Origin of the sequence: Kribbella qitaiheensis (assembly GCF_042657745.1) — a bacterium.
GTDB classification, from domain to species: domain Bacteria; phylum Actinomycetota; class Actinomycetes; order Propionibacteriales; family Kribbellaceae; genus Kribbella; species Kribbella qitaiheensis.
On sequence record NZ_JBHSKE010000048.1, the window covers coordinates 281,729 to 305,087 of the forward strand.

23 protein-coding genes are annotated in these 23,359 nt (G+C 69.5%); 18 read left to right on the top strand and 5 right to left on the bottom strand.

All coding sequences use genetic code 11. The features are described 5' to 3' along the window. Positions 1–18: 18 nt before the first annotated feature. On the top strand, positions 19–912 hold the full coding sequence (gene murQ / locus ACFPJ1_RS30290) for an N-acetylmuramic acid 6-phosphate etherase (protein WP_380109040.1): 894 nt from the start codon (positions 19–21) through the stop codon (positions 910–912). 431 nt (positions 913–1,343) lie between these two features. Further along, on the top strand, positions 1,344–2,744 hold the full coding sequence (locus tag ACFPJ1_RS30295; RefSeq protein WP_380109042.1) for a class I adenylate-forming enzyme family protein: 1,401 nt from the start codon (positions 1,344–1,346) through the stop codon (positions 2,742–2,744). On the opposite strand, the gene ACFPJ1_RS30300 is transcribed toward ACFPJ1_RS30295, so the two are convergent. Continuing rightward, positions 2,675–3,445, bottom strand: a complete 771-nt coding sequence (locus tag ACFPJ1_RS30300; protein ID WP_380109044.1) for a 4'-phosphopantetheinyl transferase family protein — start codon at positions 3,443–3,445, stop codon at positions 2,675–2,677. The genes ACFPJ1_RS30295 and ACFPJ1_RS30300 overlap by 70 nt on opposite strands. A gap of 17 nt (positions 3,446–3,462) precedes the next feature. Between ACFPJ1_RS30300 and ACFPJ1_RS30305 the strand changes: the two genes are divergently transcribed. The 12 genes from ACFPJ1_RS30305 (at position 3,463) to ACFPJ1_RS30360 (ending at position 14,493) form a co-directional block, all read left to right on the top strand. Next, positions 3,463–3,717 carry an acyl carrier protein gene (locus ACFPJ1_RS30305; protein ID WP_380109046.1) on the top strand — a complete coding sequence of 85 codons (255 nt, stop codon included), beginning with the start codon at positions 3,463–3,465 and terminating at the stop codon, positions 3,715–3,717. Continuing rightward, the gene (locus ACFPJ1_RS30310; RefSeq protein ID WP_380109048.1) at positions 3,717–3,986 is read left to right on the top strand and encodes a phosphopantetheine-binding protein; all 270 of its coding nucleotides are present in this window, start codon (positions 3,717–3,719) and stop codon (positions 3,984–3,986) included. The genes ACFPJ1_RS30305 and ACFPJ1_RS30310 overlap by 1 nt, the downstream gene beginning before the upstream one ends. Continuing rightward, positions 3,979–5,013 carry a beta-ketoacyl synthase N-terminal-like domain-containing protein gene (locus ACFPJ1_RS30315; protein WP_380109049.1) on the top strand — a complete coding sequence of 345 codons (1,035 nt, stop codon included), beginning with the start codon at positions 3,979–3,981 and terminating at the stop codon, positions 5,011–5,013. The genes ACFPJ1_RS30310 and ACFPJ1_RS30315 overlap by 8 nt, the downstream gene beginning before the upstream one ends. A gap of 158 nt (positions 5,014–5,171) precedes the next feature. Next, a complete protein-coding gene (locus ACFPJ1_RS30320; protein WP_380109051.1) occupies positions 5,172–5,537 on the top strand; it encodes a beta-ketoacyl synthase chain length factor in 366 nt (121 codons plus the stop codon). Then, on the top strand, positions 5,534–7,150 hold the full coding sequence (locus ACFPJ1_RS30325; RefSeq protein ID WP_380109053.1) for a class I adenylate-forming enzyme family protein: 1,617 nt from the start codon (positions 5,534–5,536) through the stop codon (positions 7,148–7,150). The genes ACFPJ1_RS30320 and ACFPJ1_RS30325 overlap by 4 nt, the downstream gene beginning before the upstream one ends. Further along, a complete protein-coding gene (locus ACFPJ1_RS30330; RefSeq protein WP_380109055.1) occupies positions 7,147–8,406 on the top strand; it encodes a beta-ketoacyl-[acyl-carrier-protein] synthase family protein in 1,260 nt (419 codons plus the stop codon). The genes ACFPJ1_RS30325 and ACFPJ1_RS30330 overlap by 4 nt, the downstream gene beginning before the upstream one ends. A 10-nt stretch (positions 8,407–8,416) precedes the next feature. Continuing rightward, the gene (gene hppD, locus ACFPJ1_RS30335) at positions 8,417–9,490 is read left to right on the top strand and encodes a 4-hydroxyphenylpyruvate dioxygenase (protein ID WP_380109057.1); all 1,074 of its coding nucleotides are present in this window, start codon (positions 8,417–8,419) and stop codon (positions 9,488–9,490) included. After that, positions 9,487–10,395 carry a phytanoyl-CoA dioxygenase family protein gene (locus ACFPJ1_RS30340; RefSeq protein WP_380109059.1) on the top strand — a complete coding sequence of 303 codons (909 nt, stop codon included), beginning with the start codon at positions 9,487–9,489 and terminating at the stop codon, positions 10,393–10,395. Before hppD ends, ACFPJ1_RS30340 begins: the two co-directional genes overlap by 4 nt. 13 nt (positions 10,396–10,408) lie before the next feature. After that, positions 10,409–11,194, top strand: coding sequence for a DUF3050 domain-containing protein (locus tag ACFPJ1_RS30345; RefSeq protein ID WP_380109061.1), 786 nt, complete (start codon positions 10,409–10,411; stop codon positions 11,192–11,194). 11 nt (positions 11,195–11,205) lie between these two features. Beyond that, positions 11,206–12,162, top strand: a complete 957-nt coding sequence (locus tag ACFPJ1_RS30350) for a thiamine pyrophosphate-dependent dehydrogenase E1 component subunit alpha (RefSeq protein ID WP_380109063.1) — start codon at positions 11,206–11,208, stop codon at positions 12,160–12,162. A 7-nt stretch (positions 12,163–12,169) separates the two neighbouring features. After that, positions 12,170–13,147 carry an alpha-ketoacid dehydrogenase subunit beta gene (locus ACFPJ1_RS30355; RefSeq protein ID WP_380109065.1) on the top strand — a complete coding sequence of 326 codons (978 nt, stop codon included), beginning with the start codon at positions 12,170–12,172 and terminating at the stop codon, positions 13,145–13,147. Further along, positions 13,147–14,493 carry an ATP-grasp domain-containing protein gene (locus ACFPJ1_RS30360; protein ID WP_380109067.1) on the top strand — a complete coding sequence of 449 codons (1,347 nt, stop codon included), beginning with the start codon at positions 13,147–13,149 and terminating at the stop codon, positions 14,491–14,493. Before ACFPJ1_RS30355 ends, ACFPJ1_RS30360 begins: the two co-directional genes overlap by 1 nt. 55 nt (positions 14,494–14,548) lie before the next feature. Here the strand turns inward: ACFPJ1_RS30360 and ACFPJ1_RS30365 are convergent, their stop codons facing one another. Further along, entirely contained in the window at positions 14,549–15,250 is a 702-nt protein-coding gene (locus ACFPJ1_RS30365; RefSeq protein WP_380109069.1) for an SDR family oxidoreductase, read from the bottom strand. A 146-nt stretch (positions 15,251–15,396) separates the two neighbouring features. Between ACFPJ1_RS30365 and ACFPJ1_RS30370 the strand changes: the two genes are divergently transcribed. Then, positions 15,397–16,002, top strand: a complete 606-nt coding sequence (locus tag ACFPJ1_RS30370) for a CatB-related O-acetyltransferase (RefSeq protein WP_380109071.1) — start codon at positions 15,397–15,399, stop codon at positions 16,000–16,002. On the opposite strand, the gene ACFPJ1_RS30375 is transcribed toward ACFPJ1_RS30370, so the two are convergent. The 3 genes from ACFPJ1_RS30375 to ACFPJ1_RS30385 are packed head-to-tail and all read right to left on the bottom strand — an operon-like array spanning position 15,979 to position 19,429. Then, entirely contained in the window at positions 15,979–16,647 is a 669-nt protein-coding gene (locus ACFPJ1_RS30375) for an SGNH/GDSL hydrolase family protein (RefSeq protein WP_380109073.1), read from the bottom strand. The two genes, ACFPJ1_RS30370 and ACFPJ1_RS30375, sit on opposite strands and share 24 nt — an antisense overlap. Continuing rightward, positions 16,644–17,876 carry an MFS transporter gene (locus ACFPJ1_RS30380; protein ID WP_380109075.1) on the bottom strand — a complete coding sequence of 411 codons (1,233 nt, stop codon included), beginning with the start codon at positions 17,874–17,876 and terminating at the stop codon, positions 16,644–16,646. The genes ACFPJ1_RS30375 and ACFPJ1_RS30380 overlap by 4 nt, the downstream gene beginning before the upstream one ends. Continuing rightward, positions 17,873–19,429, bottom strand: a complete 1,557-nt coding sequence (locus ACFPJ1_RS30385; RefSeq protein WP_380109077.1) for a class I adenylate-forming enzyme family protein — start codon at positions 19,427–19,429, stop codon at positions 17,873–17,875. The genes ACFPJ1_RS30380 and ACFPJ1_RS30385 overlap by 4 nt, the downstream gene beginning before the upstream one ends. A gap of 195 nt (positions 19,430–19,624) precedes the next feature. Here ACFPJ1_RS30385 and ACFPJ1_RS30390 point away from each other — a divergent pair, with 195 nt between their 5' ends. Genes ACFPJ1_RS30390 through ACFPJ1_RS30400 form a run of 3 tightly spaced genes read left to right on the top strand, consistent with a single transcriptional unit; the run spans position 19,625 to position 23,347 of the window. Then, a complete protein-coding gene (locus tag ACFPJ1_RS30390) occupies positions 19,625–20,920 on the top strand; it encodes an SGNH/GDSL hydrolase family protein (protein WP_380109079.1) in 1,296 nt (431 codons plus the stop codon). Positions 20,921–20,927: 7 nt separating this feature from the next. Further along, the gene (locus tag ACFPJ1_RS30395; protein ID WP_380109081.1) at positions 20,928–22,142 is read left to right on the top strand and encodes a cytochrome P450; all 1,215 of its coding nucleotides are present in this window, start codon (positions 20,928–20,930) and stop codon (positions 22,140–22,142) included. After that, entirely contained in the window at positions 22,139–23,347 is a 1,209-nt protein-coding gene (locus ACFPJ1_RS30400) for a cytochrome P450 (protein ID WP_380109083.1), read from the top strand. Before ACFPJ1_RS30395 ends, ACFPJ1_RS30400 begins: the two co-directional genes overlap by 4 nt. Positions 23,348–23,359: the final 12 nt, after the last annotated feature.

Here is a 23,359-nt window from a genome sequence, read left to right on the forward strand (position 1 = left end):
AAAACTAACATCGTCTCTGTGATCACACCCACGGAGCAGCGCAACCCCAGGACGCTCGCGATCGATGCGGTGGGCACCACCGAGATCCTCCAGATGGTGAACGCGGAGGACGCCAGAGTCGCCGGCGCGGTCGGTGCGGTGATTCCCGAACTCGCCCAGGCCGTCGATGCCGGGGTTGAGGCCGTCCGGAACGGCGGACGGGTGCACTACTTCGGCGCCGGCACCTCCGGTCGGCTGGCGGTGCTCGACGCGGCCGAACTGCTGCCGACCTTCCACGCCCCGGACGACCTGGTGGTCGCCCACCATGCCGGTGGCATGGAGGCATTGCTCCGCGCGGTCGAGAACGTCGAGGACTCCGAGGAGGGCGGCGCCGCCGACGCGGCCTCCGTGACCGGGCACGACCTCGTCATCGGACTGGCCGCCTCCGGCAGTACGCCGTACGTCGCGGGCGCGCTGCGGGCGGCTCGGGCGGTCGGCGCGACCACGGTCCTGGTGACCTCGAACCCGGCGGCGCCGCTGGCTCCGCTGGCCGACATCGTGATCGCCGCGGACACCGGGCCCGAGGTGATCGCCGGTTCCACCCGGCTGAAGGCCGGCACCGCGCAGAAACTGATCCTGAACAGCTTCTCCACCACGCTGATGATCAAGCTCGGCCGGACCTGGTCGAACCTGATGGTCGACATGGTCGCCACCAACCAGAAACTCCGCGGCCGGATGCTCCGGATCCTGGCCGAGGCCACCGGCGCCGACGAGGCCGCCTGCTCCGCGGCGCTGGCCCAGGCCGACGGTGAGCTCAAACCGGCCCTGGTCCACCTTCTGACGGGCTCTCCCGTCGCCCAGGCTCGCGAGGCCCTGGAAGAGGCCGGCGGCCGCGTAGCCATCGCCCTGGGCCGCCTCGGCGCCCCTGCCTGACCTGCCACACCCTCGCCGAGGGGGCCATCCCCGACCCCGGTCGGGGCGCTTTGCCGCGGCCGGCCCGCAGAAATTCAAAAAAATTCTGCCGGTATTTTCTGGAATAGCCCGCAAAACGCCGATTTGAGCTCCGCGCGGGGAACCCTGCGTGCCCCTCGGATGCTCCGAAATTCCTAACCGGTGGCAGCTCGCCGACTGGTTTGATGGGGCGGTGTTTGTTTGAGTGGCGGCCTTTGCGGAACGGAGCAGCATCGCTCATTTGCCGCCAAATGTTAAGCGATCCGGAGCACATTGCGAAGGGTAGTCGAGCCGTCACTTTCGGTCCGTAGCGGGACTGTCTGATCGTGTCGTATCGTCACGTCATCGCCACGCCTTGGTGGGGGTGCTGGTGCTCTGAATCCTTTGTGTTCAAGGCGAACTTCGGAGCTCGGATGACCATGGACGGTGCTGTCGTGGTGCCCGGAACCACTATGGGTGCCCAGTGGGTCGACGACGTTCTGCTGGCCGGACCGGCGAGCGACGTCTGCTTCCATCTCCCTACTCCCATTGATCGTGGAATGCTGCGCCGGCTGGTCCGGGACCGGCAATCCGAACTGGCGGAATCAGGCTTCCGGCCGGGCGGTGCCGCCGCATTGCGGTTACCTCCGTCAATGGCATTCATCACGCATTTGCTGGCGGTATGGCGCAGCGGTGGCCAGGCGATCCTGCTGGATCACCGGCTGACCGACTACGAGGTCCGCCGCGCGATCGAGCGGCTGGTTCCGCAGGTCGTGGTGTCGCCCGAGCGGCCGGTCGGTTCAGGGCTGCGCACGTTCGTCGAGATCGACACCGACGTGGCCAGCTACTCCGGCCACCCGGCGAACACCTCGCACGCGGTGGTCCAGCTCAGCTCGGGCTCGACCGGGCCGTCGAAGGTGATCGGCCGGACTGCCGAGGACCTGGTCGAGGAGGTACTGCGATACACCCGGATCGACGGGGTTCCGCAGCGCGGCGAGCGGGTCATCCTGCTGCCCTCGATGGTGCACGTGCTGGGTCTGGTCGGCGGTCTGCTGTACGGCCTGCACGCCGGCGTGACGCTGGTCCCGCCCGTGCGGTTGACCGGCGACGCGATCATCCAGGCGATCGCGAGCGACGACAGCCCCGCCACCGTGCTGGGCGTGCCGTTCCACATCGGGCTGCTTGCCTCGGTCAACGAGCCGCCGCCGCTGCCGCAGTTCAAGCGGATGACGACCGGTGGTGAACTCGTGCCCGCCGCGATCTCGCGGGCGTTCGAGGAGAAGTTCCAGGTCCCGCTCGGCAACATGTACGGGATGACCGAGGTCGGGGTCATCGGCACCGACCTGTTCGGCCGGCACCGCCCGGCGATCATGCCCGCGCCCGGCATCGAAGTACGGGCTGTCGACGGGGAACTGCACATCCGCCGGCCGGAGTCGCCGTACCTCGGGTTGTCGGATCCGGCGCGCTGGGCCGACGGGTGGCTGCGGACCAAGGACGCGGGGGTGGTCGACCCGGAGACCGGGCTCGTCAGTATCAAGGGGCGGCTCGACTCGCAGGTGTCCGTCGGCGGGCTGAAGGTGGACCTGACCGAGGTGGAGTACACGCTCGGCACGCTGCGCGGAGTGCAGGCGGCGGTCGTCGTCTTCGACGGCGGAATCACCGCCTACCTGCAGCTCAACGAGCCGCGCACCGTCGCCTGGATCGAGGCCGACCTGGCCCAGCAGCTCGCGTCGTACAAGCGGCCGCGGAGCGTGCGGCTGGTCGATCAGTTGCCGCGGACAACCACCGGGAAGCTGGTCCGCGACGTCACCGTACTGCGCAAGGCAGCGCCGTGATGCTCGCAGACCTCCACCGACCGGACACCAGCCGGTACTGCGAGCGCGAGCACGGCGTTCGCCCGCAGGGACAGGTGGAGCAGCGCCAGGGTGGGCTCGGACGGCACCAGCCCACCGGTCAGCGGGCCGCCGGTCAGGGTGCCACCGGTCAGCGAGCCACCGGTCCGGGGGCCGGTATCGGGGGGCGGCGAGTCGAGGTGTTCCTGTGGGTGGAGGGGTTCCGGCGGGGGCAGGGGACCCGGCGGGGCGAGGAGTTCTGGCGGGAGGGGCATCAGCCGGCGAAGACCCGAGCCGCGCAGACCGCGGCCGAGTGCCTTGCCGACGGCCTCCTTCGCCGTCCACAACCACAGGAACGCCTCGACTTCGTCGGGTTGAGCGGCCATCCAGGCCAGCTCGGCCGGGTCGAACCAGCGCTTGGCCAGCCCGGTGACCTCGAAGGACCGGCGGTTCTCGACGTCGATGCCGACCCGTCCGGCGGCGCTCGCGGCGACCGCGACGAGATCGTGCCCGTGGCTGACGCTCACCCACAGACCGTCCACGTGCGGGCGGCCGGCTTCGTCGTGCCGCAACACCGGCTCGCCGCCCACGACGGTGGCAGCCAGCGCGAGCAGCAGAGCGTGTGCGGCCGACCGCTGGTCACTGTCGACAGGTTTCACCCAGACGTGCACGGGCTCCGGACCGGATCCCGGACGTTCTTCCACAGAAAGAAGGTATCCCGATGAGGGAAGAGGTTCGCGAGTTCGTCCTCGCGCAGTTGCAGGACATGAACTACGACACCGAGGGCATCGACGACGCCACCACCCTCGGCCCCGCCGGGGTGGATCTGGAGTCGCTGGCGCTGGCGGACCTGTCGGTGCGGGTGGAGGACCGGTTCGGGGTGCGCTTCTCCGACGACGAGTCCGAGGAGCTGGCCCTGATGACGGTCGGCGAGTTCACCACCGCGGTGGCCGGCCGGGTCGCGCAGCAGGTCTGATGAACTCGTCCGCCCCGCCCCCCGTCACCCCGCCGCCCGCGGTTCCCGCGCCGCCTGGACGGGCGGAGATCGTGGGCTGGCTGGCGGCGTTGGGAGACCGGCCCGCGGGGGAGATCCGGGAACGGATCGACTCGATGGAGCTGGCCTGGTTGGTACATCAGGTCGAGCAGCGCTACGCGGTCGAGCTCGACGACGACCAACTGGACCGGATCAGGACCATCGGCGACGCCGTGGCCGTGCTCGCGGAGGTGATCCCTGGCCATGACTGACCCGCGACCGGTGTCGATCACCGGGCTCTCGGTACTGAGCGCTCTCGGCCGGGGTGCCGAGGCCCAACTGGCGGCGGCGCTGCCCGGTGCGGCCGCCTTCACCGAGGTCCAGCGCTTCGACACCACAAACCGCCGGGTGCACCGCGCAGCGACGGCGGCGGACGTCCGTTCGCTGGAGGAGGAGATGCTCGACGCGATCACTGGCGCCTGCGCGGAGGCCGGCCTGAACGCGGTTCAACGAGCCACAACCCCCTTGTTCCTCGCGGTTCACGGCCGCGCAGGCGTTCGCGGCCTGGCGTCGAGAGCCACCCGCATCTACACCAGCGCCTGCGTCTCAGCCAGTACTGCGGTCGCCGACGCGGCCGCGCTGATCCGCAAGGGTTACGCGAACCGGATCGTGGTCGCGGCCGGCTATCTGGTCGAGTCGGACCAGTACGCCTTGTTCGACGCGGGCCGGGCGCTCTCGGACGACGGGGTGGTCCGCCCGTTCAGCCTTGACCGCAAGGGTTTGCTCCTCGGCGACGGTGTGGCCGCAGTGGTTCTCCAAGCGGGCGAGGGCCAGGCGGAGATCGTCGGTTGGGGCCGTGCGGGCGACGCTTATCACCCGTGTCAGCCGGCTCCCGACGGCCGTGGGCTGGCGGCCGCGATGACCGCCGCACTCCGCAAGGCGGATCTCCCGCCCGAGGTTGTCGGCTACATCAACGCCAACGCCACCGGAACCAGCTTCAGCGATGCCTCGGAGGCGGCCGCGATCCGCCGGGTGTTCGAGGCGGAGGTCCCCGTCAGCTCGACGAAGGCCGTGCACGGTCACGCCCTGGAAGCCTCCGGACTGCTCGAACTCGTGCTGACCGTGCTGGCTCTGCGCGCCGGCAAGTTGCCGGTGAACGCCGGCTTCACCACGGCGGATCCGGACTGCCCGTTGGATCTGATCCTGGATGCCCCCAGGCCGGCCACAGCGCAGTACGGGATGACTTTGAACGCCGCGTTCGGCGGCGCCGACACGGCCCTGCTGGTGCGTGCTGGATGAACCGCCTCGCCGGAATTCCCGAACCCCGTCTGGTCACGGACAGTCACTGGCCGCAGTCGGCTGACGACGCGCTGGCAGGTCCTCCGTCACTGCCCGGTTTCGTGGGGTCATCATTCAGCCCGCTCGTTGCCACCGTCGCCGATAGTTGCCTGCGGCCCATGTATGGCGAACCGCCTTTGCGGCAAGGCGAACGGACCGGGATCGTGCTCGTCAGCCGGAGCGGCGATCGGGCCAGCGCGGAGCACGTCCATGCTGCGGTTGCCGACGGCAAACGAGTCGGCCCGCTCTACTTCTTCCAGTCCGTGCCGAACAGCGTGGCCGGCTATGTCGCCGCCCGCTGGGGGTTGCGCGGACCGGTCGTCTGCCTGAGTCCGACCACCGATGCCCGGCGTACCGGGCTCGACCAGGCAGCACTCCTGATCGCGGACGGCGACGCGGACCAGGTCCTCGTCGTCCTCGTCGAACAAGCGACCGCCGGCGACACCGCTGTGGCCCTGTTGGTAAGTGAGGGAGATCCGTCATGAAAAGTCTCAGAGCCCAACTGGCCGCGGACCCGGCGATCGGTGCAGGCAACGTGCTGGCGACCGTGATCGCCCACGGTGCCGACCTGCAGGGACCGGGGTTGACCTTCGACACCGCAGTCGACCACTTCCCAGCCGGGCACCCGCTCACCCTGGGTGAGCTCGACGAACGCGTCCAGGCCCGGACGGCGTGGTTGCGGGCCCACGACATCGGTCGCCGGGACGTCGTGGCGATCTGGGCGACGGAGGCCGCCGACATCGTGCTGAGCTTCCTCGCGCTCACCCGGGTCGGCGCGATCCCCGCGCTGATGAACGGCAAGATGGCCCCGAACATCGCGGAGGAGTACATCCGCCGCCTGCGCGTCACCGGCGTACTGGCTGATGCCGCGCATCGCGAGAAGCTCAGCGAGGCACCGATCCTGGCCGAGCCGAAGGAGCTCGGCACCGGCGATCCAGCCGAGGCCCCCGAGCACTATCGGCACCACCGGGACGACCCGGTCGTCATCACCCACACCTCGGGGACGACCGGCGTACCGAAGGCTGTCCTGCACACGCACACCACTTTGTACGCCGCGCTGAAGCACCTGCTCACGATGCCGCAAGCCCAGGGCACCGACAGGATCCTCAACGCGCTGCCGATCCCGCACACCGCGACGATCCTGATGGTCAACCAGGTGCTCGGCAACCGCGCCGAGATGCTGCTGCTGTCCAGCCAGGACGCGCCGAACGTGCTGCGGCAGATCGAGCGGTGGAAGCCGCGCGGGGTCTACGGGTTCGCGGTCACCTGGGCCGGTCTGGCTCGCGAGGACCTGAGCAAGCACGACCTCGCCTCGGTCCGGATGTGGTTCAACACCGGCGACTGCGCGCACGAGCCGCACATCCGCAAGCTGGTCGCGGTCGGCTCCCGCGAAACCGTCACCAGACAAGGCCGTACGACGGTGCCGGGTTCGCACTTCATCGACGGGCTCGGCTCTAGCGAGATGGGGCACAACGGGTTCCACGTCACCCATACGAGCGACAGCGAGCACTACGGCCGGTGCATCGGCAAGCCGTACCAGTTCGCCGAGGCGACCGTGCTCGACAGCCGCGGCGGGGAACTCTCGCCGGGCAAGCCGGGCCTGCTGGGCTTCCGGTCGCCCTCGGTGTCGCCGGGCTACTGGAACGACTCGGTCAACACCTACAGGTTCCGGCTGAACGGCTGGTTCCTCACCGGTGATCTGGTCTACCGCGACGAGACCGGCCACTACTTCCATCTAGACCGGGTGCCCGACGCGGTCGCTGGGTTCGAGGGTCCCCAGCTCTACACGTCGATGTCGGAGGAGCGCATCCTCGCGGCCCTGCCGGAGGTGCTCGACTGCACGGTGATCATCGTCCAGGAGGACGGCCGCTTCCTCACCGACGTCCTGCTCGAACTCTCGCCCGACGTCGACCCCGCCACAGACCGCACCGAGCCGGTACGACGGGCGGTGGGCGAGGAGGTCGCGGCGACGATCCGGCGGATCGCGGTCATCGGCGAGGACGACGTACCGGTGACGGTGACGGGCAAGGTCCGCAAGGTCGCGCTCCGCCAAGAACGCCTGGATGGCGTGGCGGCCGGAGCCGGGGTGGGTCGATGACCGCGGCAACCGTCACCGGGATGGGTCTGCTCACCCCGGTCGGCCGAGGTGTGGAGAACGTCTTCGACGCGTTGTTGCACGGCAAGTCCGGCATCAGCCGCCCGCCGGAAGGCCATCCCGTCGCGAACTCGGTCGAGCTGGCCGGCTTCCTGCCGCCGTTCGACGCGGGCACGATCGCGAGTGGGCCGGACGGCAAGGTGATGGACCGCACGGTGATCCTCGCCCAACTCACCGCCGAGGACGCGCTGGCCGACGCCGGACTGGTCGTCGGCGCGAACGTCGACCCCGCACGCATCGGTGTGATCGTCGGTGGGGTCGGCGGCATGGCCACGCTCGAGAACCAGGTCCTGGCCCGAGCCGAACGCGGTCGCGCGGCCGTCAGCCCGTACCTACTGACCGGGATCCTGCCGAACATGCCCGCGGCAAGGATCGCGATCCGCTTCGGCCTCCGCGGCTACACCTCGTCAGTCGGTACGGCGTGTGCGTCCGGCGCGCAGGCGATCGCCGACGGCGTACGGCTGATCCGCACCGGCGAGGTGGATGTGGTGATCTGCGGCGCGAGCGAGGCGCCGCTCTTCCCGACCTTCGCGGAGACCTTCTCCAACGCACGGGCGCTCGCGCGGAACTGGGACGACCCGACCCAGGCGAGCAGGCCGTTCGACCTGCGCAGGAACGGGTTCGTGCTGTCGGAAGGAGCCGCGCTGCTGGTTCTGGAGAGCGCCGAGCACGCCACCGCCCGGGGCGCGGCTGGGTACGCCGATGTCGCGGGCTACGGGGTGAACGCCGACGCGCATCACCCGACCGCGCCACGACCGGACGGGACCGGCGCCGCCGACTGCATGCGCAGGGCGTTCGCCAGTGCCCGGGTGAGGCCCGAACAGGTCGGTTACGTCAACGCGCACGGCACCAGCACGAAGCTCGGCGATGTCGCGGAGTCCGTCGCGATCGGTCTGGCCTTCGACGGATCCAGCCCGGCGGTGAGCTCCACCAAGGCCCTGACGGGTCACATGCTCGGCACCTCCGGCGTGGTCGAGGCGGCCGCCAGTGCCCTGGCGGTGAACGCCGGCCTGCTGCCGCCGACGTACAACCTCGAGGACCCGGATCCGGCCTGCCCGCTGGACCACGTCCGCAAGGAGCCGCGTGAGGTGCGCGTGGACTACGCGCTGTCGAACTCGTTCGGGTTCGGCGGCCAGAACGTCAGCCTGCTGTTCGGACCACCGAGCACAGAGATCAAGAGTGAGGGGAAGGCCCGGTGAAGTCATCGTGATGGAGATCTACGGGATCGACCACGTGGAGATGTACGTGGGCGACGCGAAGCAGGCGGCGTTCTACCTGGGACACGCCTTCGGCCTGCAGGTCCACGGCCAGGGCGGTCCGGAAACGGGCCTGGCCGACCAGCGATCGCTGCTGCTGCGGGAGAGCGCCGTACAGATCGTGCTGACCTCAGGGCTGGCCGCTGACCACCCCGCGGCGGAGTACGTACAGCGGCACGGTGACGGGGTCGCCGTGGTGGGCCTGGAGGTGGACAACGCGTCCGTGGCCTACACCGAGTTGCTGGCCCGGGGCGCCGAGTCCGTGGCCGAGCCGGTGACGTACACGGACGAGCAGGAGACCACCGTGGTGATCGCGGAGGTGGCCGGCTTCGGCGACGTGGTCCACCGGCTGGTCGAGCGGCACGGGCCGCGGCGGGAGTTCCTGCCAGGCGCGTTCCAGATCACCGAGCCGGCGGGTGGTCCGGACGAGAAGCTGTTCAGCGAGATCGACCACCTGGCCATCTGCGTCCCGTCGGGTCAGCTGAAGCCGACGGTCGAGTTCTATCAGAACGTCTTCGGGTTCCTGCCGATCTTCGACGAGTACATCGAGGTGGCCGGGCAGGGGATGGAGTCGACGGTGGTGCAGAGCCCGTCGAAGCACGTCACCTTCACCCTGATCGAACCGGACCCGAACCGCCGGCCGGGCCAGATCAACGACTTCCTCACCTGGCACGCGGGGGCCGGAGTACAGCACATCGCCTTGCGTACCAGCGACATCGTCGAGGCGGTCAGCACGCTGTCCGAGCGCGGCGTGAACTTCCTCGCCTCGCCGTCGGCGTACTACAAGGCGCTGCCCGACCGCGTCGGCGAGGTGGAGACGCCGCTGGAGTCCCTGGAGGAGCTGGGCATTCTCGTCGACAAGGACCACTGGGGTCAGCTGCTGCAGATCTTCACCGAGTCGATGCACGTCCGCCGAACGCTGTTCCTCGAGATCATCGAGCGGCGCGGCGCGATGACGTTCGGCAGCGGCAACATCAAGGCGCTGTACGAGGCGAAGGAGCGCGAGCTGCAGGGGGTCGAGGTATGACGGCCCTGGAGTTCACGCTGTCCGAGGACGAGATCGCGCTGCTGCCGTCGGACGAGGACGTCGCGTTCTACCAGCAGCACGGCTGGTACCTGTCGAAGAAGCTCCTCACCGACGACGAGACCGACGAACTCGTCAACGCCAGCGAGCGGTACTACGCCGGAGAGCGGGACCGCACGCTGCCGGCCAGGCCGCCGAAGCTCGCCTACTGGGACCCCTCCAAGGGCGATGTGCAGCGGCACAACGACTACGTGCACTACGAGCACGACGGACTGGCGAAGATCCTGCGCAAGCCGTTGATCGGCGCGGTCGCGGCCCGGCTGGCCCAGGCCGAGGAGATCCGGATCTTCCAGTCCACCCTGATCTACAAGCCGCCGGTGCCGGGGGAGCCGTCGAACATCGTGCCCTGGCACTTCGACAAGCACTACTGGTCGTCCTCCTCGTCGGACCGGATGCTGACCGCGTTCATCCCGTTCCACGACTGCCCGCCGGAGATGGGCACCATCACGATGGTCGACGGCAGCCACCGGTGGCAGGAGATCGGCTCGGACGACACCGTGGTCCGGCACTTCGCCGAACGGGACCGGTCCCAGCTCGACCAGATGCTGACCGAGAACGCGCAGTACAACGGCGTCGAGGTGGTCAAGGTGCCGATCACCATCCCCCGCGGGCACCTGAACTTCCACCACTGCCGGACGTACCACGGGTCCGGCGCGAACGTGAGCGACCGGCCGCGCCGGGCGATCTCGCTGCACCTGCAGGACGGCGGCAACTCCTACCGCGAGTTCCCGCTCTCCGACGGCACCCTCGCGGCGTACAACCACGACGCCGTGGTCCGTCGGACCCCGGACGGCCGACCCGACTACGCCGACCCGGACTTCTGCCCCACTCTCTGGGCCGATCGCTAACAAGGAGAACGACATGTCACGTTACGACTGGGGTCAGACCCACCCGGGCATCGAGCAGCTCGAGAAGGCGGTCGGCGACGCCCGCGACAAGGTCGTCCAGCACCCGCTCTACGCCAACCTGGACACGCACGAGTCCCTCGTCACCTTCATGGAGCACCACGTCTTCGCGGTCTGGGACTTCATGTCCCTGCTGAAGTCGCTGCAGCGCGAGCTCACCTGCGTCACGGTGCCGTGGATCCCGACCGCGCACACCGGCAGCCGCCGGCTGATCAACGACATCGTGATGGTCGAGGAGAGCGACGAGCTGGGGGACGGCTTCATCAGCCACTTCGAGCTCTACGTGAACGGCATGAAGGAGGCCGGCGCCGACACGACCGCGATCGAGAAGCTGGTCCACCTGCTGCGCGACGGCGGCTCGGTCGTCGACTCGTTGAAGGAGTCCGGCGTCCCGCAGGCCTCGATCGACTTCGCCGCCACCACCTGGGACATCATCGAGAACCAGCCGGTGCACTGCCAGGCGGCCGCCTTCGCCTTCGGGCGCGAGGACCTGATCCCGGACATGTTCACCCAGGTGGTCGCGGTGAACGAGCGGTCGAACAGGCTGAACACCTTCGTCGACTACCTGGAACGCCACATCGAGGTGGACGGCGAGCAGCACACCCCGATGGCGATGCAGATGGTCACCGACCTGTGCGGTGACGACGACGCCAAGTGGGAGGCGTGCGCGGACACCATCAACACCGCGCTTGCCGCCCGGGCTCGGCTCTGGGACTCGATCCTTGCCGCCGTGAAGGGCTGAGGGGCACGACCATGACGACCGTCGATCTCTACCGGACCGTGCGGCTGATCCGCCGCTTCGAGGAGCGTGCGATCGAGTTCGTCCGGTCCGGTGAGATCGTCGGCGGCATCCACCCGTACGTCGGTCAGGAGGCCGTGGCCGCGGGGGTCTGCGCGGCGCTCCGGCCGGACGACCTGATCACCAGCACGCACCGGGGACACGGCCATGTGCTGGCCAAGGGGGTGAACCCGGCCCGGATGTTCGCCGAGCTGATGGGCCGAGAGTCCGGCCTGAACAAGGGGCGCGGCGGCTCCATGCACGCGGCCGACTTCAGCCTGGGCATCCTCGGCGCCAACGCCATCGTCGGCGCCGCCGGTGCGATCGCCACCGGCGCCGCCTGGGCACAGCGCCGGCGGGGCCGGTCGACCGTCGCGGTCAGCTTCTTCGGCGACGGCGCGGTCAACGAGGGGATGTTGCTGGAGGCGTTCAACCTGGCGGCGCTCTGGCACGTCCCGGTGCTGTTCGTCTGCGAGAACAACGGCTACGCCACCACGATGCCGGTGCACTCCGCGGTGGCGGGCAGCATCACCGGCCGGGCCAAGGCGTTCGGCATCCCGGCCTTCAGCATCGACGGGCAGGACCCGGAGAAGGTGCTCGCGGCAACCACTGCCGCGGTGGACCGGGCTCGGGCAGGCAAGGGGCCGACGTTCCTGGAGTGCCGGACCTATCGCTTCGACGCGCACCACACGTTCGAGCACCGGGCGCGTCTGAACTATCGCTCGACCGAGGAACTCTCCACTGGGCGGTCGCGGGACCCAGTGGAGATACAGGGCGCACGGCTGGCTGCCGAGGATCGGACAGCCGTCGATGCCGAGGTCGAGGCCCTGCTGGACGCGGCGGCCAGGATCGCGCTGGGCAGTGCCCATCCCGATCCGGCCGCCGCGCTCGAGTACCTCTACGCCACGCCGATGCCGGGACGACGGAAGTGATGCGCTGATGCCCAAACTGTCCTATCTGAAGGCGTTGAACCGGGCACTGGGCGATGAGCTGGACCGGGACCCGGACGTCTTCCTGCTCGGCGAGGACATCCGGGCGGCCGCTTCGAACCTGACCGCCGGTCTGTTCACCCGGTTCGGCCCGGACCGGGTGCTGGACACCCCGCTGTCCGAGCAGGCGTTCACCAACTTCGCCACCGGCGCGGCACTTGCCGGGCTGCGGCCGGTGATCGAGTTCCAGATCCCGTCGCTGCTGTTCCTGGTGTTCGAGCAGATCGCGAACCAGGCGCACAAGTTCTCGCTGATGACCGGCGGTCAGTGCAAGGTGCCTGTCACGTACGTCGTACCGGGGTCGGGGTCGCGGACCGGGTGGGCCGGGCAGCACTCGGACCACCCGTACAACCTCTTCGCGCATGTGGGGGTGAAGACGGTCGTACCGGCCACTCCGGCCGACGCGTACGGCCTGCTGCTGTCGGCGATCCGGGACGACGATCCGGTGGTGGTCTTCGCTCCGTCCGGCGCGCTCGGGGTCAGGGACGATATCGACTTCGCGACATTGCAGCCGGTGCCGTTGGGGGTCGGCCGCATCGCCCGGACCGGCAGCGACGTGACGGTCGTTGCTCTGGGCCACCTGGTGCAGGACGCCCTGGCCGTGGCCGACGAGCTCGCGGGCGAAGCCTCGGTGGAGGTGTTCGACCCGCGCACGGTCTATCCGCTGGACGTCGACGGCCTGGCTGCGTCGGTGGCCCGGACCCGGCGGCTGGTGGTGATCGACGACTCCAACCGGACCAGCGGATTCGGCGCGGAAGTCCTTGCGGTGGCAGCTGAGCGGTTCGACCTGGACGCCCCGCCCCGGCGGGTTACCAGGCCCGACGGTGCGGTGCTGCCCTTCGCGCTCGCGTTGGACCGGGCCGTCCAGCCGGGCCGGGATGACCTGCTCAAGGCGATCCGCGGAGTACTGACCGAAGGGGGACGGTAGTGACCGAACGACCATCCGCGGCCGAGCTGTGGCCGGTGCTGTCGGAAGGCGTCCGCGACAAGTTGCTTGCCTACGGCCACAAGCATTGGCAGCAGGTCTACGAGGACGTCGCGCTGCAGAACCAGAACTGGATCCCGCTCCGCTCACCGGTCGCGACGCGGGCCGGGTACGACGAGATGAGCCGCATCACCCAGCGGGTCTCGCAGCTCGTCCTGGACGCCTGCCGCCGCCGGGCCCGGACCGCCGGTGAGTTGCGGCAGGTCCTGCAGGTGCCGGCCGACCGGATCCAACTGCTGGACGACACCGAGCCGTTGACCGGCCGGCTGATCAACGCGATCCGCTCGGATCTCCTGCTGGAGCAGGGCGTTCCGCGGATGGTCGAGTGCAACGTGGAGAGCGCGCTGGGCGGCGTACTGGATGCCGACGGCGTGATCAAGCGGTGGATGGACGTGTACGCCGGGGAGCCGCTGTTCCGGGCGATCGGCGCGGCGGCGCCACCGTCGGCCGTCGACGCCCGCTACGACGCGATCCGGTCCGACGTCGGGCCGGGCAAGGTGACGGCGATGCTGTTCACCGCGGGCGGCGGCTACCCGGGCGCGGATCGGCCGAACTACATGATCAACCGGCTGAAGCCGTTCGCCGACCGCGGTCGCGAGCTAGGCGTCGACCTGGTCGTCTACCCGGTCGAGTGGGTCGAGCAGGACGCCGACGGCCGGCTGAAGGCGGGGGAGCAGACGATCGACGCCGTCTGGCGGATGTTCGTGCCGCCGTTCGTGAACGACAGCCCCGGCCTGCAGGCGCTGCGGCTGGCGAACCAGGCGGGCACCTTCCGGATGTACCTGCCGACCGCGGTCTGGCTGCTCAGCAACAAGACGATCTTCGCCTGGCTCTGGGACGACCTGCACGAGCTGCCCGAGGAGGACGCCGAGATCGTCCGGGCGCAGATCCCGCGCACCTGGATCTACGGACCGGAGCTGCGGCAGCGGACGATCAACGAGCGCGAGCACCTCGTCTTCAAGCCGACCGACGACTACGGCGGCCACGGCGTCTTCATCGGCCCGCAGACCAGCCCGGAGGCCTGGGCCGAGGCGCTCGACGCCGCCGAAGGCCCGCACATCATCCAGGAGCTGATCGAGGCCGACCCGCTGACGATGCAGTTCCTCAAGCCGGAGACCGGGGAGGTGGTCGAGGCCGACGTCTCGTACTGCGTGTCCACCTACCTCTTCGACCGGATCCCGGCGGGGGTCTTCACCCGCTTCTCACCACCCGGCGCGGGCGGCGTCGTCAACCTGACCCAGGGCGCCCTGACCGGCGGCCTGCTGCTCGTGAACGGAGAGCTGACATGACCTTCGACTGGCAGCGGACCTCGTCAACGGCCCGCTGCTGGTCGGAAGTGCCTGATCAGGGCCGGGGGTACTGCTGATGCATCAGGGTGATGTCCTTCAGTTCCGCATCGCGCGGGGTGTCCAGCACGGAGCGGATGGTCCGGGCCATGGTCTCGGGCTGTACCCACTCGTCCGGCACGTACTCCTTGCCCTCCTGGGCGTGCACCTTGGCCTGCAGCGGCGTCGCCACCCGGCTCGCGTAGATGCTGGTCACCCGGACGCCGCGGTCGAACTCCTCCAGCCGGAGCGTCTCGGCGAACGCGCGGAGGCCGTACTTGCTCATCGCGTAGCCGATCCAGCCGGGCCACGGGTAGAGACCGACCAGCGAGTTCACCAGGACGACGCTGCCGCGGGCGGCCCGGAGCGCGGGGAGCGCCAGGCGGGTCAGCTCGGACGGGCCGACCAGGTTCACCTCGAGGTGCTCGCGGATCAGCGCCGGGTCGCTCTCGCTGAACGGTCTGCCCTCGCAGATGCCGGCCGCGTGCACCACCGCGCCGAGCCGCTCGGGGAACGTCACGCTGTCCGCGAGGGTGTCCGCCCGGCCGATGTCTCCGACCAGCACCTGAGCGCCGGGCAGTTCCACGGCGAGCTTGTCCAGGCTCTCGGCGTTGCGCCCGAACAGCACCAGCGGCTGTCCGTCGGCGTGCAGGGACCGGGCCAGCGTGCTGCCGATGCAGCCGGTGGCGCCGGAGATCAGGATCGCGTCGTTGTCGGCCATGCCGGGACTGTAGACGAAGTGATGCCATTTCGGCAGTGTTCGGAAATCACCATCCGAGGATCACCACGATGAAGGAGCAGCCGGTGTCGAGTGCGCCCAACCCAAATGTCATCTACCCGTTCAGTGACCGTCGGCGCACTGTTTTCTTGAAACCCCTCATTACGGTCCCCTACGTCCAAATAGGGGAATTCACCTATTACGACGATCCGGACGATGCGGCGGGTTTCGAGCGGAACAATGTGCTGTATCCGTTCGGGCCGGAGAAGCTGATCATCGGCCGGTACTGCCCGATCGCGGCCAAGGCCACCTTCCTGCTGTCCTCGGCGAACCACCCGCTGGTCGGCGTCTCGGCGTACCCGTTCTTCATCTTCGGCGGGGACTGGGCGGAGCGGACGCTGGAGCCTGCGCTGGGGGCGCCGCGCAAGGGGGACACGGTGGTCGGCAACGACGTCTGGATCGGGTACGGCGTGACCGTGATGCCCGGGGTGACGATCGGCGACGGGTCGATCATCGCGACCGGGGCGGTGGTGACGTCCGACGTGCCGCCCTACTCGGTCGTCGGCGGCAATCCGGGCCGGGTGCTCAAGCGCCGGTACGACGAGGAGGACGTGGACCGCCTGCTCCGCGCGGCCTGGTGGAACTGGCCCGTCGACCTGGTCACCGAACACGCCCACACGATCTTCACCGGCACTCCGAAGGACGTCGAGGAGATCGCCCTCGAGCATGGGCTAGTGGCCGAGGAAGACGCCTAGGCGGCGGAGGGTTTCGGCGGTGGCGACGGCGTCGCTGCGGGCGTTGCCGTGGCGGCCGTCGGCACTGTAGAGGCCGGGGTCGGTGGAGAGGGGGTGGTCGGTCAGGTGGACGTGGATGGTGCCCAGGCGCTCGGCCATCGCCCGGGTGCGCTCGGCCAGGGTCCTCATCCGGGTGCGGAGGCCAGGGCGGAGCCACTCGACGACGGCAGGCGAGTAGGAGACGTCGAACATCCCGAGGGTGATCACGTCCGCCCCGGCGGTCTGCAGCGCCGTCACCATCGCGCCCAGTTCGGCGTCCACCTGGTCGGCGTCGTACCGGGCGCTGAAGGCGTCGTTCCCGCCTCCGACCACGAGCGCGAGATCCGGCTCGAGGGCCAGTGCGGGGGCCAGTTGGCGAGCGCGGATCTCGTGCGCCCGGAGTCCGCTCATGCCGAGGTTCAGATACGCCAGAGCAGGTGCGGAGGCCCGCAGTTCGGCCGCCAACCGGTCGGCCCACTGCAGCTCGGAGTACCCCTCGACCGGCTCGCACAAGCCCTCGGCCACGCTGTCACCCAGTACTGCGAACCGCCGCCAGGGGTGGCCCGCCAGCAGCTTGGCGGACTCGCCGTCGGCCAGGCAGTACTCGTCGGTGGCCTCGGTGATCATGCCGCCTCCTCGGACGCCGGGTAGCGGGCGAGCTCGACCGGGTGCCGCCACCAGCGGTAGACCGGCACCAGGGTGACCACCAGCAGGATCACCCCGGACGCGATGAGGGCGGGCCGCAGGCCGAACGTGGCGGCCGACCAGCCGGCCAGGACACCGCCGATCGGGATGCCGATGAAGGCGATCGCGCCGGTCACGCCGAAGACCCGGGTCTGCAGCGCGGCGGGCACCCGTTCGTACAGGGTCACGCCCATCACCGGGTTCACGGCGGCGTTCGCGATGCCGCAGCAGAAGCTGACCGAGACGACCACCCAGAGCTGATGGGACAGGCCCAGCGCGAACAGCCGCGGAGCACCACCGATCGCCGCGCCGATCACGAACGACGCGTACTGCGGCAGGCGCGGGCCGAGCACGATGAAGATCACGTTGCCCAGCAGCGCGCCCGCGGCGAACGCGCCGAACAGCAACCCGAGGGCGGCCGGCGACTGGAGCACCTCCTCGACCCAGAGCGGTACGAAGACCGCAGTACCGGCCTGGTTGAAGACGTTCAGGAAGAAGACCATCACGATCATGCCGAGCAGCAACTGGTCCTTGCGCAGGTAGCTGAAGCCGCCCCGCAGCGCCTGGAAGTAGGGCTCCTTCGGCGGCGCGGGCGCGTCCGCCACGGCGGGCGGCAGCCGGACCAGGCAGGCGACCAGCGCGGCGCAGACCAGGAACGAGATCGCGTCCACCCAGATCGCCTTGTTCGGCCCGATCCAGCTGATCAGCAGGCCACCGATCGGTGCGCCGACGAGCGTCGCGGTCCGGGTGAACCCCTCGTAGGACGAGGTGACCCGGATCATCTTCACCCCGGCGGCGTCGGCCATCGGCTTCAGCATCACGTGCTTGACCCGGTCGCCGAGCCCGCGCAGCGTCCCCGCGATCGCGACCAGCAGGCAGAGCCAGGCGAACGACGAGCCCGGTGTCATCACGATCGCCGCCATCGCGACCGCGCTGCCGAGGTCCGTCACGATCGACGTCCGACGCAGCCCGAACCGGTCTGCCAGCGGAGCCGCCAGCACGCCGGACACGACGTACGGGAGCATCTCGGCGCCGGCGATCAGGCCCATCTTGGCGGGGCTGCCGGTGGTGGTCAGGACCAGCCAGGGGATCGCCACCATCGACACGCGGTTGCCGAGGACGGATACCACGTCCGCGGTGAAGAGGGCGATCAGGCCCGACCGGCGGCTCATCGCGACGCGTACCCGGACCGCAGGGCGACCTTGTCCACCTTGTGCGCCGAGGTCAGCGGCAGCTCGGCGAGGAACTCGATCCCGCGCGGCATCCACATCTCGTTGAACTCGTCGCGGACCAGGTCCTGCAGCTCCGCCGCGGTCACCTCGGCGTCGTCGTACCGGACCACGTAGGCGTGTGGGACCTCGCCGTACGCCTCGTCCGGTACGCCGATCACGGCGGCCGCCCGGACCCCGGGATGCGCCTGGAGCAGGTCCTCGATCGGGCGGCAGTAGACGTTCCAGTTGCTCGAGCCGGTGACGATCGTGTCCTGCACCCGGTCCACCACGTACAGGTAGCCGTCGGCGTCGAGGTAGCCCAGGTCGCCGGTCAGGACCCAGCCGTCGACGATCGCGCGCTCGGTCAGGTCGGGTCGGCCCCAGTACCCGGCGAAGCGGAGCTTGCTGGTCGCGTAGATCTCCCCGGTCTCACCCGGCGGGAGCGAGTTCCCCTCGCCGTCGCGGATCTCCACCCGCACGTCGCCGTACGGCGTACCGGAGGAGCGGAGGCGCTCGGGATGGCCCGGGTCCTCGGTCAGCCCCGGCTGGGCGGTGACCACGATGACCTCGCTCAGGCCGTACACGATCCGCAGTACCGGGCCGAACCGCTGGATCGCCTGCCGCAGCCGCGACGGGGCGGCGGGTCCGGCGCCGACGTTGAGCATGAACAGGCTGCTCACGTCGGTGGCCGGCAGGTCGGGGTGGTCCAGCAGTTGGTAGAGCAGCGGCGGCGAGACGTAGGTGGAGTTGATCCGCTCGCGCTCGATCGTCGCCAGCGCGCGGCCGGCGTCCCACTCGTCCTCGAGGAACAGCACTCCGCCCATGAACAGGTTGAAGAAGCTGGTGATCTGCCCGCTCGCGAAGGCCATCGGCGAGTGCGACAGGTGCCGCAGCACGGGCAGCCCGGCGGCCAGGTAGTCGGCGGCCAGCGTCAGGATCTGCTCGTAGAACGCCTGCCGGTGATGCACCAGCTTCGGCTCGCCCGTCGTGCCGCTGGTCTGGAGGCAGGTGGCCGGCTCGACGTCTTGCAGTTCCGGCTCGAACTGGGTTGTCGCCGGGACCAGTAGGTTCCGTCCGAGACCGCCCTCGCCGAGGCAGTGCACCGGTACGCCGAGGCCGACCGCGAGGCGCTCGCCGAGCACGGCCTTGGTGGTCGCGTCGTAGACGAAGACGTCCGCGTCCGACAGCCGGGCGAACGCCTCGATCTCCCGGCGGCCCGCGATCGGCGCGATCCACATCGTCCGGGCCCCGACCAGGTGCAGGGCGAGCTGGAGCGCGGGCAGTTCGAGGGTGTTGCCGGCCAGCACGAGCACGCCGGTGCCCGGGCCGATGCCCCGGTCCTGCAGGGTGGCGGCCAGGTCGAGCACCTGCGCCCGCAACCCGGCGAAGCTGATCCGGCGGTCGCCGGCCACGATCGCCTCGGCGTCGCCGTAGCGCTCGAACAAACGCAGCGCGGCCACCACATAAGAACCGGACTGCGCCAGGTTCTTGTCCAGCACGACATCGACCGACATGGCTGCCTCACCCTTCGGAGATCCGGAAGGACTGTACTTCGAGAATTACTCCGCGGCCAGGTTCCGGAAGAATTCAATCGGCCAATTCAAAACCGCCGTTGACGTGTCAGGAATCCGGAACTAGGTTTCCGTCACCGCCACTCGCGCCGGGTATTTCTTGCCCGTCGCGCGCCAACCCATTTGGGGGGTTGCTCCATGCGCATTCCCAGTACCGTCAGATCCGCCGCTCTCGCGGCCGCCGTGTCGCTGGCCGGGTCCGCTCTGGTCTTCACCGGCTCCGTCGCCGACCAGTCCTCGAACCAGTCGTCCGGCCGGTCGGAGTGGGTCGGCAGCTGGTCGGCCGGCACCTCGAAGGCCGAGGCGACCGGCTTCACCGCCACCGGGCTCAACAACCAGAGCGCCCGCTACGTGGTCCGGCCGTCCGTGGGGGGCGACAAGGTCCGGATCCGGTTCTCGAACGTCTACGGCGACCGGCCGATCCAGATCGGCGCCGCGACCGTGGCCAAGGCCAACACCGCGACGCCGGCGCAGTCCGACCTCGACCCGGCCTCCCAGCGCACGCTGACCTTCGGCGGATCGCCGACGGCCGTGATGAACAAGGGCGCCGAGCTGCTCAGCGACCCGGTGAACCTGCGGGTCGCCGATCTGACCACGCTGGTGATCAGCGTCTACTACCCGACCGCGACCGGGCCGACCACCTGGCACGCCTCGTCGACGCAGGAGAACTTCTTCGGCCCCGGCGACCTGACCGGCGCGACCGACGGCACGCCGTACATCACCACGCGGGCCTGCTGCTGGACGTTCCTGTCCGGCGTCGACGTGCAGACCGACGAGACCGACGGTGCGATCGTCGTCCTCGGTGACTCCATCGCCGACGGCCTGCTCAGCACCCTGAACGGCAACAACCGCTGGCCCGACCAGCTCGCCGAGCGGCTGGCCGCCGACCGGCGCAACGACGTACCGGGCGTGCTGAACGTCGGCATGGCCGGCAACCGGCTGCTGCACGACAGCCCGGACCCGATCCTCGGAGCCCCCAACGGCATCGAGCAGCTCGGCGTGAACGCGCTGGCCCGACTGAACGAGGACGTCTTCAGCCAGACCCGGCCGAGTGTCGTGATCACTCATCTGGGCGTGAACGACATCTGGATGGACAACGCCGGCACAGACCAGGTCGTCGCGGCGCTGAAGCAGCTCAACGCGCAGCTGCACGAACGGGGCATCCGCAGCGTGGGCGCCACCATCACGCCGTTCGAGGGCCTGTCCAACCCGGGCGGCTGGACGCCGGAGAAGGAGGCGACCCGGCAGGCGGTCAACTCCTGGATCCGCAGTAATCACGAGTTCGACGGGATGATCGACTTCGACAAGGCGGTCCGCGACCCGCAGGCGCCGAGCAAGCTGCGGGCCGACTTCGACGGTGGCGACCACATCCACCTGAACGACGCCGGCTACCAGGCGATGGCCAACGCGGTCCCGCTGCAGTTGGTCCGGTGAGGTCGAAGTGACCACCGCCGCCGATCAGGTGCTCGAGGGACTCTTCAGCCAAGCCGGCCTGGACGATCCGTACCGGTACTACGCGGAGCTCCACCGGTTGGGTCCTGTGTCGCTCCTCGCCGGCACCGGCTCCTACGCGGCGGTGGTCACTGGTTATGAGGCCGCGGACCAGGTCCTGCGCGACCCGCGGTTCCGCGTCACCGACGACGTATATACCGACGAGCGGAGTGGGCCGGCCTGGCGGGACCACCCGCTGCTGACGGTGCTCAACAACTCGATGATGTACAGCAACGGCAGCCGCCACGCGCAGGCCCGGCGGCTCTTCCACCAGGTGTTCACGCCGCGCCGGGTGGCGCAGCTCGAACCGGATGTCAGCCGGCTGGTCGACGGCCTGATGGACGGCCTGGCGGACCGGCTCGCGACCGACGGGCAGGCGGACTTCATGACGGAGTTCGCCTACCCGCTGCCGAGCAGCGTGGTCGCCGCGCTGCTCGGCATCCCGCAGGCGGATCTGGCCTGGTTCCGGCCCAGGGTCGAACGGATCAACGACTTCCTCGACGTGACCGGCAAGTCCGGCGAGATCCTCGCGGCCGCGGACCAGGCGACCGTCGAGTTGTCGGAGTACTACCAGTCGCTGATCGCCGAGCGGCGGACCATACCGCGGGACGACCTGATCAGCCAACTGGTCGAGGCCATCGACGCGGGCGAGCACGCCGTCTCCGACCACGACCTGATCTGCAACCTGCTGGTGCTCTTCAACGCCAGCTTCGTGACCACGATCCACCTGATCGGCAACGGCATGCGGCTGCTGCTCGGCGACCCCACGCTGCGCCAGACGGACACGGACAACTTCGTCGAAGAGGTACTGCGGTACGAGGCGCCCGTGCAGTTCGTCGCGCGCTTCGCCGCCGAGGAGGCCGAGGTGGCCGGCACGGTGATCCCGCCGAAGCAACTGGTGCTGGTGATGCTCGGCGCCGCCAACCGGGACCCGCGCCGCTACGAGGAGCCGCAGGTATTCGATGCCGGGCGACCGGAGATCAGGCCGTTGAGCTTCGGCGCCGGACCGCACTTCTGCCTCGGCGCCGCGCTGGCCCGGGCCGAGGGACGGCTCGCCTTTCCGCAACTGCTCGAGCGGTTCCCGTCGCTACACGCCGCGGGTGAACCCGTGCGCAACCCGCAGCAGTTCCTGCGCGGCTACAAGTCGATGCCGGTGGCAACATGACGGCCGACGAGGTCCTCGCCGAACTGCAGACCGACGACGGCCGCCGAGCGCCATATCCCTTGTATGCAAGGCTGCATGAGCTCGGGCCGGTCAACCTGACACCCGCGAGCCCGGCGTACGCCGCGGTGGCGAACGGGTATGCGGCGGTCGATCAGATCCTGCGGGACCCGCGCTTCGTGAAGGGTGGTCCACCGCCCGCGGCCGACGCCGACCCGATCACGACCGCGCTGAGCAACTCGATGATGTTCCGGACCGAGCCGGACCACGGGCGGATGCGCAAGGCCTTCCACCAAGCCTTCACCCCGCGTCGCGTCGCCGCGCTCGAACCGCAGATCACCGCCTTGACCGACTCGTTGCTGGACCGGCTCGCGTCGCTCGGCGCGGATGGTCCGGTCGACTTCATCGCCGAGTTCGGCTACCTGCTGCCGGCTGGGGTGATGAGTGCGTTGCTCGGCATCCCCTCGCCCGATCTCGACTGGTTCCGGACCCGGGTGCAACGGGTCGAGGACTACCTGGACTTCGGCGGCCGAACCCCCGAGAAGGTTGCCGCCGCCAACGAAGCGGCCACCGAGATGAGCGCGTACTACGCGGCGCTGATCGCCGAGCGGCGGGTGTCACCGGGGGACGACCTGATCAGCGGACTGGTCCAGGTGATCGATGCCGGTGAAGGGCAACTGACCGACGAGGAGCTGATCGGGAACCTGCTGGTGCTGTTCAACGCCAGCTTCGTCACCACCATCAACCTGCTCGGCAACGCGCTGCCCCCACTGCTCGAACGCCCTGAGCTGGTGAAGTCGCTGGCCACCGACCCCGCCGTCGCCGAGGCTTGTGTGGAAGAGGTCCTCCGGTACGACGGGACCGCGCAACTGGTGGTCCGGACGGCGTCGGAGGATCTCGAGGTCGGTGGCGTGGTGATCCCGCGCGGCGGCCTGGTGCTGGTCATCCTCGGCGCGGCGAACCGCGATCCGGCCCGCTTCCCGTCGCCCGAAGTGTTCGATCCCGAGAGGCCCGACAAGCGGCACATCACCTTCGGCGCCGGCGCCTACTTCTGCATCGGGGCAGTGCTGGCCCGGGCGGAGGGTCGCCTCGCGCTGCCGCGGTTGTTCCAGCGGTTCCCGGATCTCGCTCTCGCCGAGCCGCCCGTGCAGAGTGCCGGACTCGCGCTGCGCGGCTTCGCCACCATGCCTGTTTCACTGGGCCTTTGACCGTCGCTGGAT

Coding starts and splice junctions, on each gene's coding strand:
- ACFPJ1_RS30350 (WP_380109063.1), top strand. CDS start 11,206: ATGACGACCGTCGATCTCTACCGGACCGTGCGGCTGATCCGCCGCTTC.
- ACFPJ1_RS30365 (WP_380109069.1), bottom strand. CDS start 15,250: ATGGCCGACAACGACGCGATCCTGATCTCCGGCGCCACCGGCTGCATC.
- ACFPJ1_RS30380 (WP_380109075.1), bottom strand. CDS start 17,876: ATGAGCCGCCGGTCGGGCCTGATCGCCCTCTTCACCGCGGACGTGGTA.
- ACFPJ1_RS30325 (WP_380109053.1), top strand. CDS start 5,534: ATGAAAAGTCTCAGAGCCCAACTGGCCGCGGACCCGGCGATCGGTGCA.
- ACFPJ1_RS30390 (WP_380109079.1), top strand. CDS start 19,625: ATGCGCATTCCCAGTACCGTCAGATCCGCCGCTCTCGCGGCCGCCGTG.
- ACFPJ1_RS30330 (WP_380109055.1), top strand. CDS start 7,147: ATGACCGCGGCAACCGTCACCGGGATGGGTCTGCTCACCCCGGTCGGC.
- ACFPJ1_RS30295 (WP_380109042.1), top strand. CDS start 1,344: ATGACCATGGACGGTGCTGTCGTGGTGCCCGGAACCACTATGGGTGCC.
- ACFPJ1_RS30310 (WP_380109048.1), top strand. CDS start 3,717: ATGAACTCGTCCGCCCCGCCCCCCGTCACCCCGCCGCCCGCGGTTCCC.
- ACFPJ1_RS30320 (WP_380109051.1), top strand. CDS start 5,172: ATGTATGGCGAACCGCCTTTGCGGCAAGGCGAACGGACCGGGATCGTG.
- ACFPJ1_RS30345 (WP_380109061.1), top strand. CDS start 10,409: ATGTCACGTTACGACTGGGGTCAGACCCACCCGGGCATCGAGCAGCTC.
- ACFPJ1_RS30305 (WP_380109046.1), top strand. CDS start 3,463: ATGAGGGAAGAGGTTCGCGAGTTCGTCCTCGCGCAGTTGCAGGACATG.
- ACFPJ1_RS30355 (WP_380109065.1), top strand. CDS start 12,170: ATGCCCAAACTGTCCTATCTGAAGGCGTTGAACCGGGCACTGGGCGAT.
- ACFPJ1_RS30375 (WP_380109073.1), bottom strand. CDS start 16,647: ATGATCACCGAGGCCACCGACGAGTACTGCCTGGCCGACGGCGAGTCC.
- hppD (WP_380109057.1), top strand. CDS start 8,417: ATGGAGATCTACGGGATCGACCACGTGGAGATGTACGTGGGCGACGCG.
- ACFPJ1_RS30385 (WP_380109077.1), bottom strand. CDS start 19,429: ATGTCGGTCGATGTCGTGCTGGACAAGAACCTGGCGCAGTCCGGTTCT.
- ACFPJ1_RS30315 (WP_380109049.1), top strand. CDS start 3,979: ATGACTGACCCGCGACCGGTGTCGATCACCGGGCTCTCGGTACTGAGC.
- ACFPJ1_RS30340 (WP_380109059.1), top strand. CDS start 9,487: ATGACGGCCCTGGAGTTCACGCTGTCCGAGGACGAGATCGCGCTGCTG.
- ACFPJ1_RS30400 (WP_380109083.1), top strand. CDS start 22,139: ATGACGGCCGACGAGGTCCTCGCCGAACTGCAGACCGACGACGGCCGC.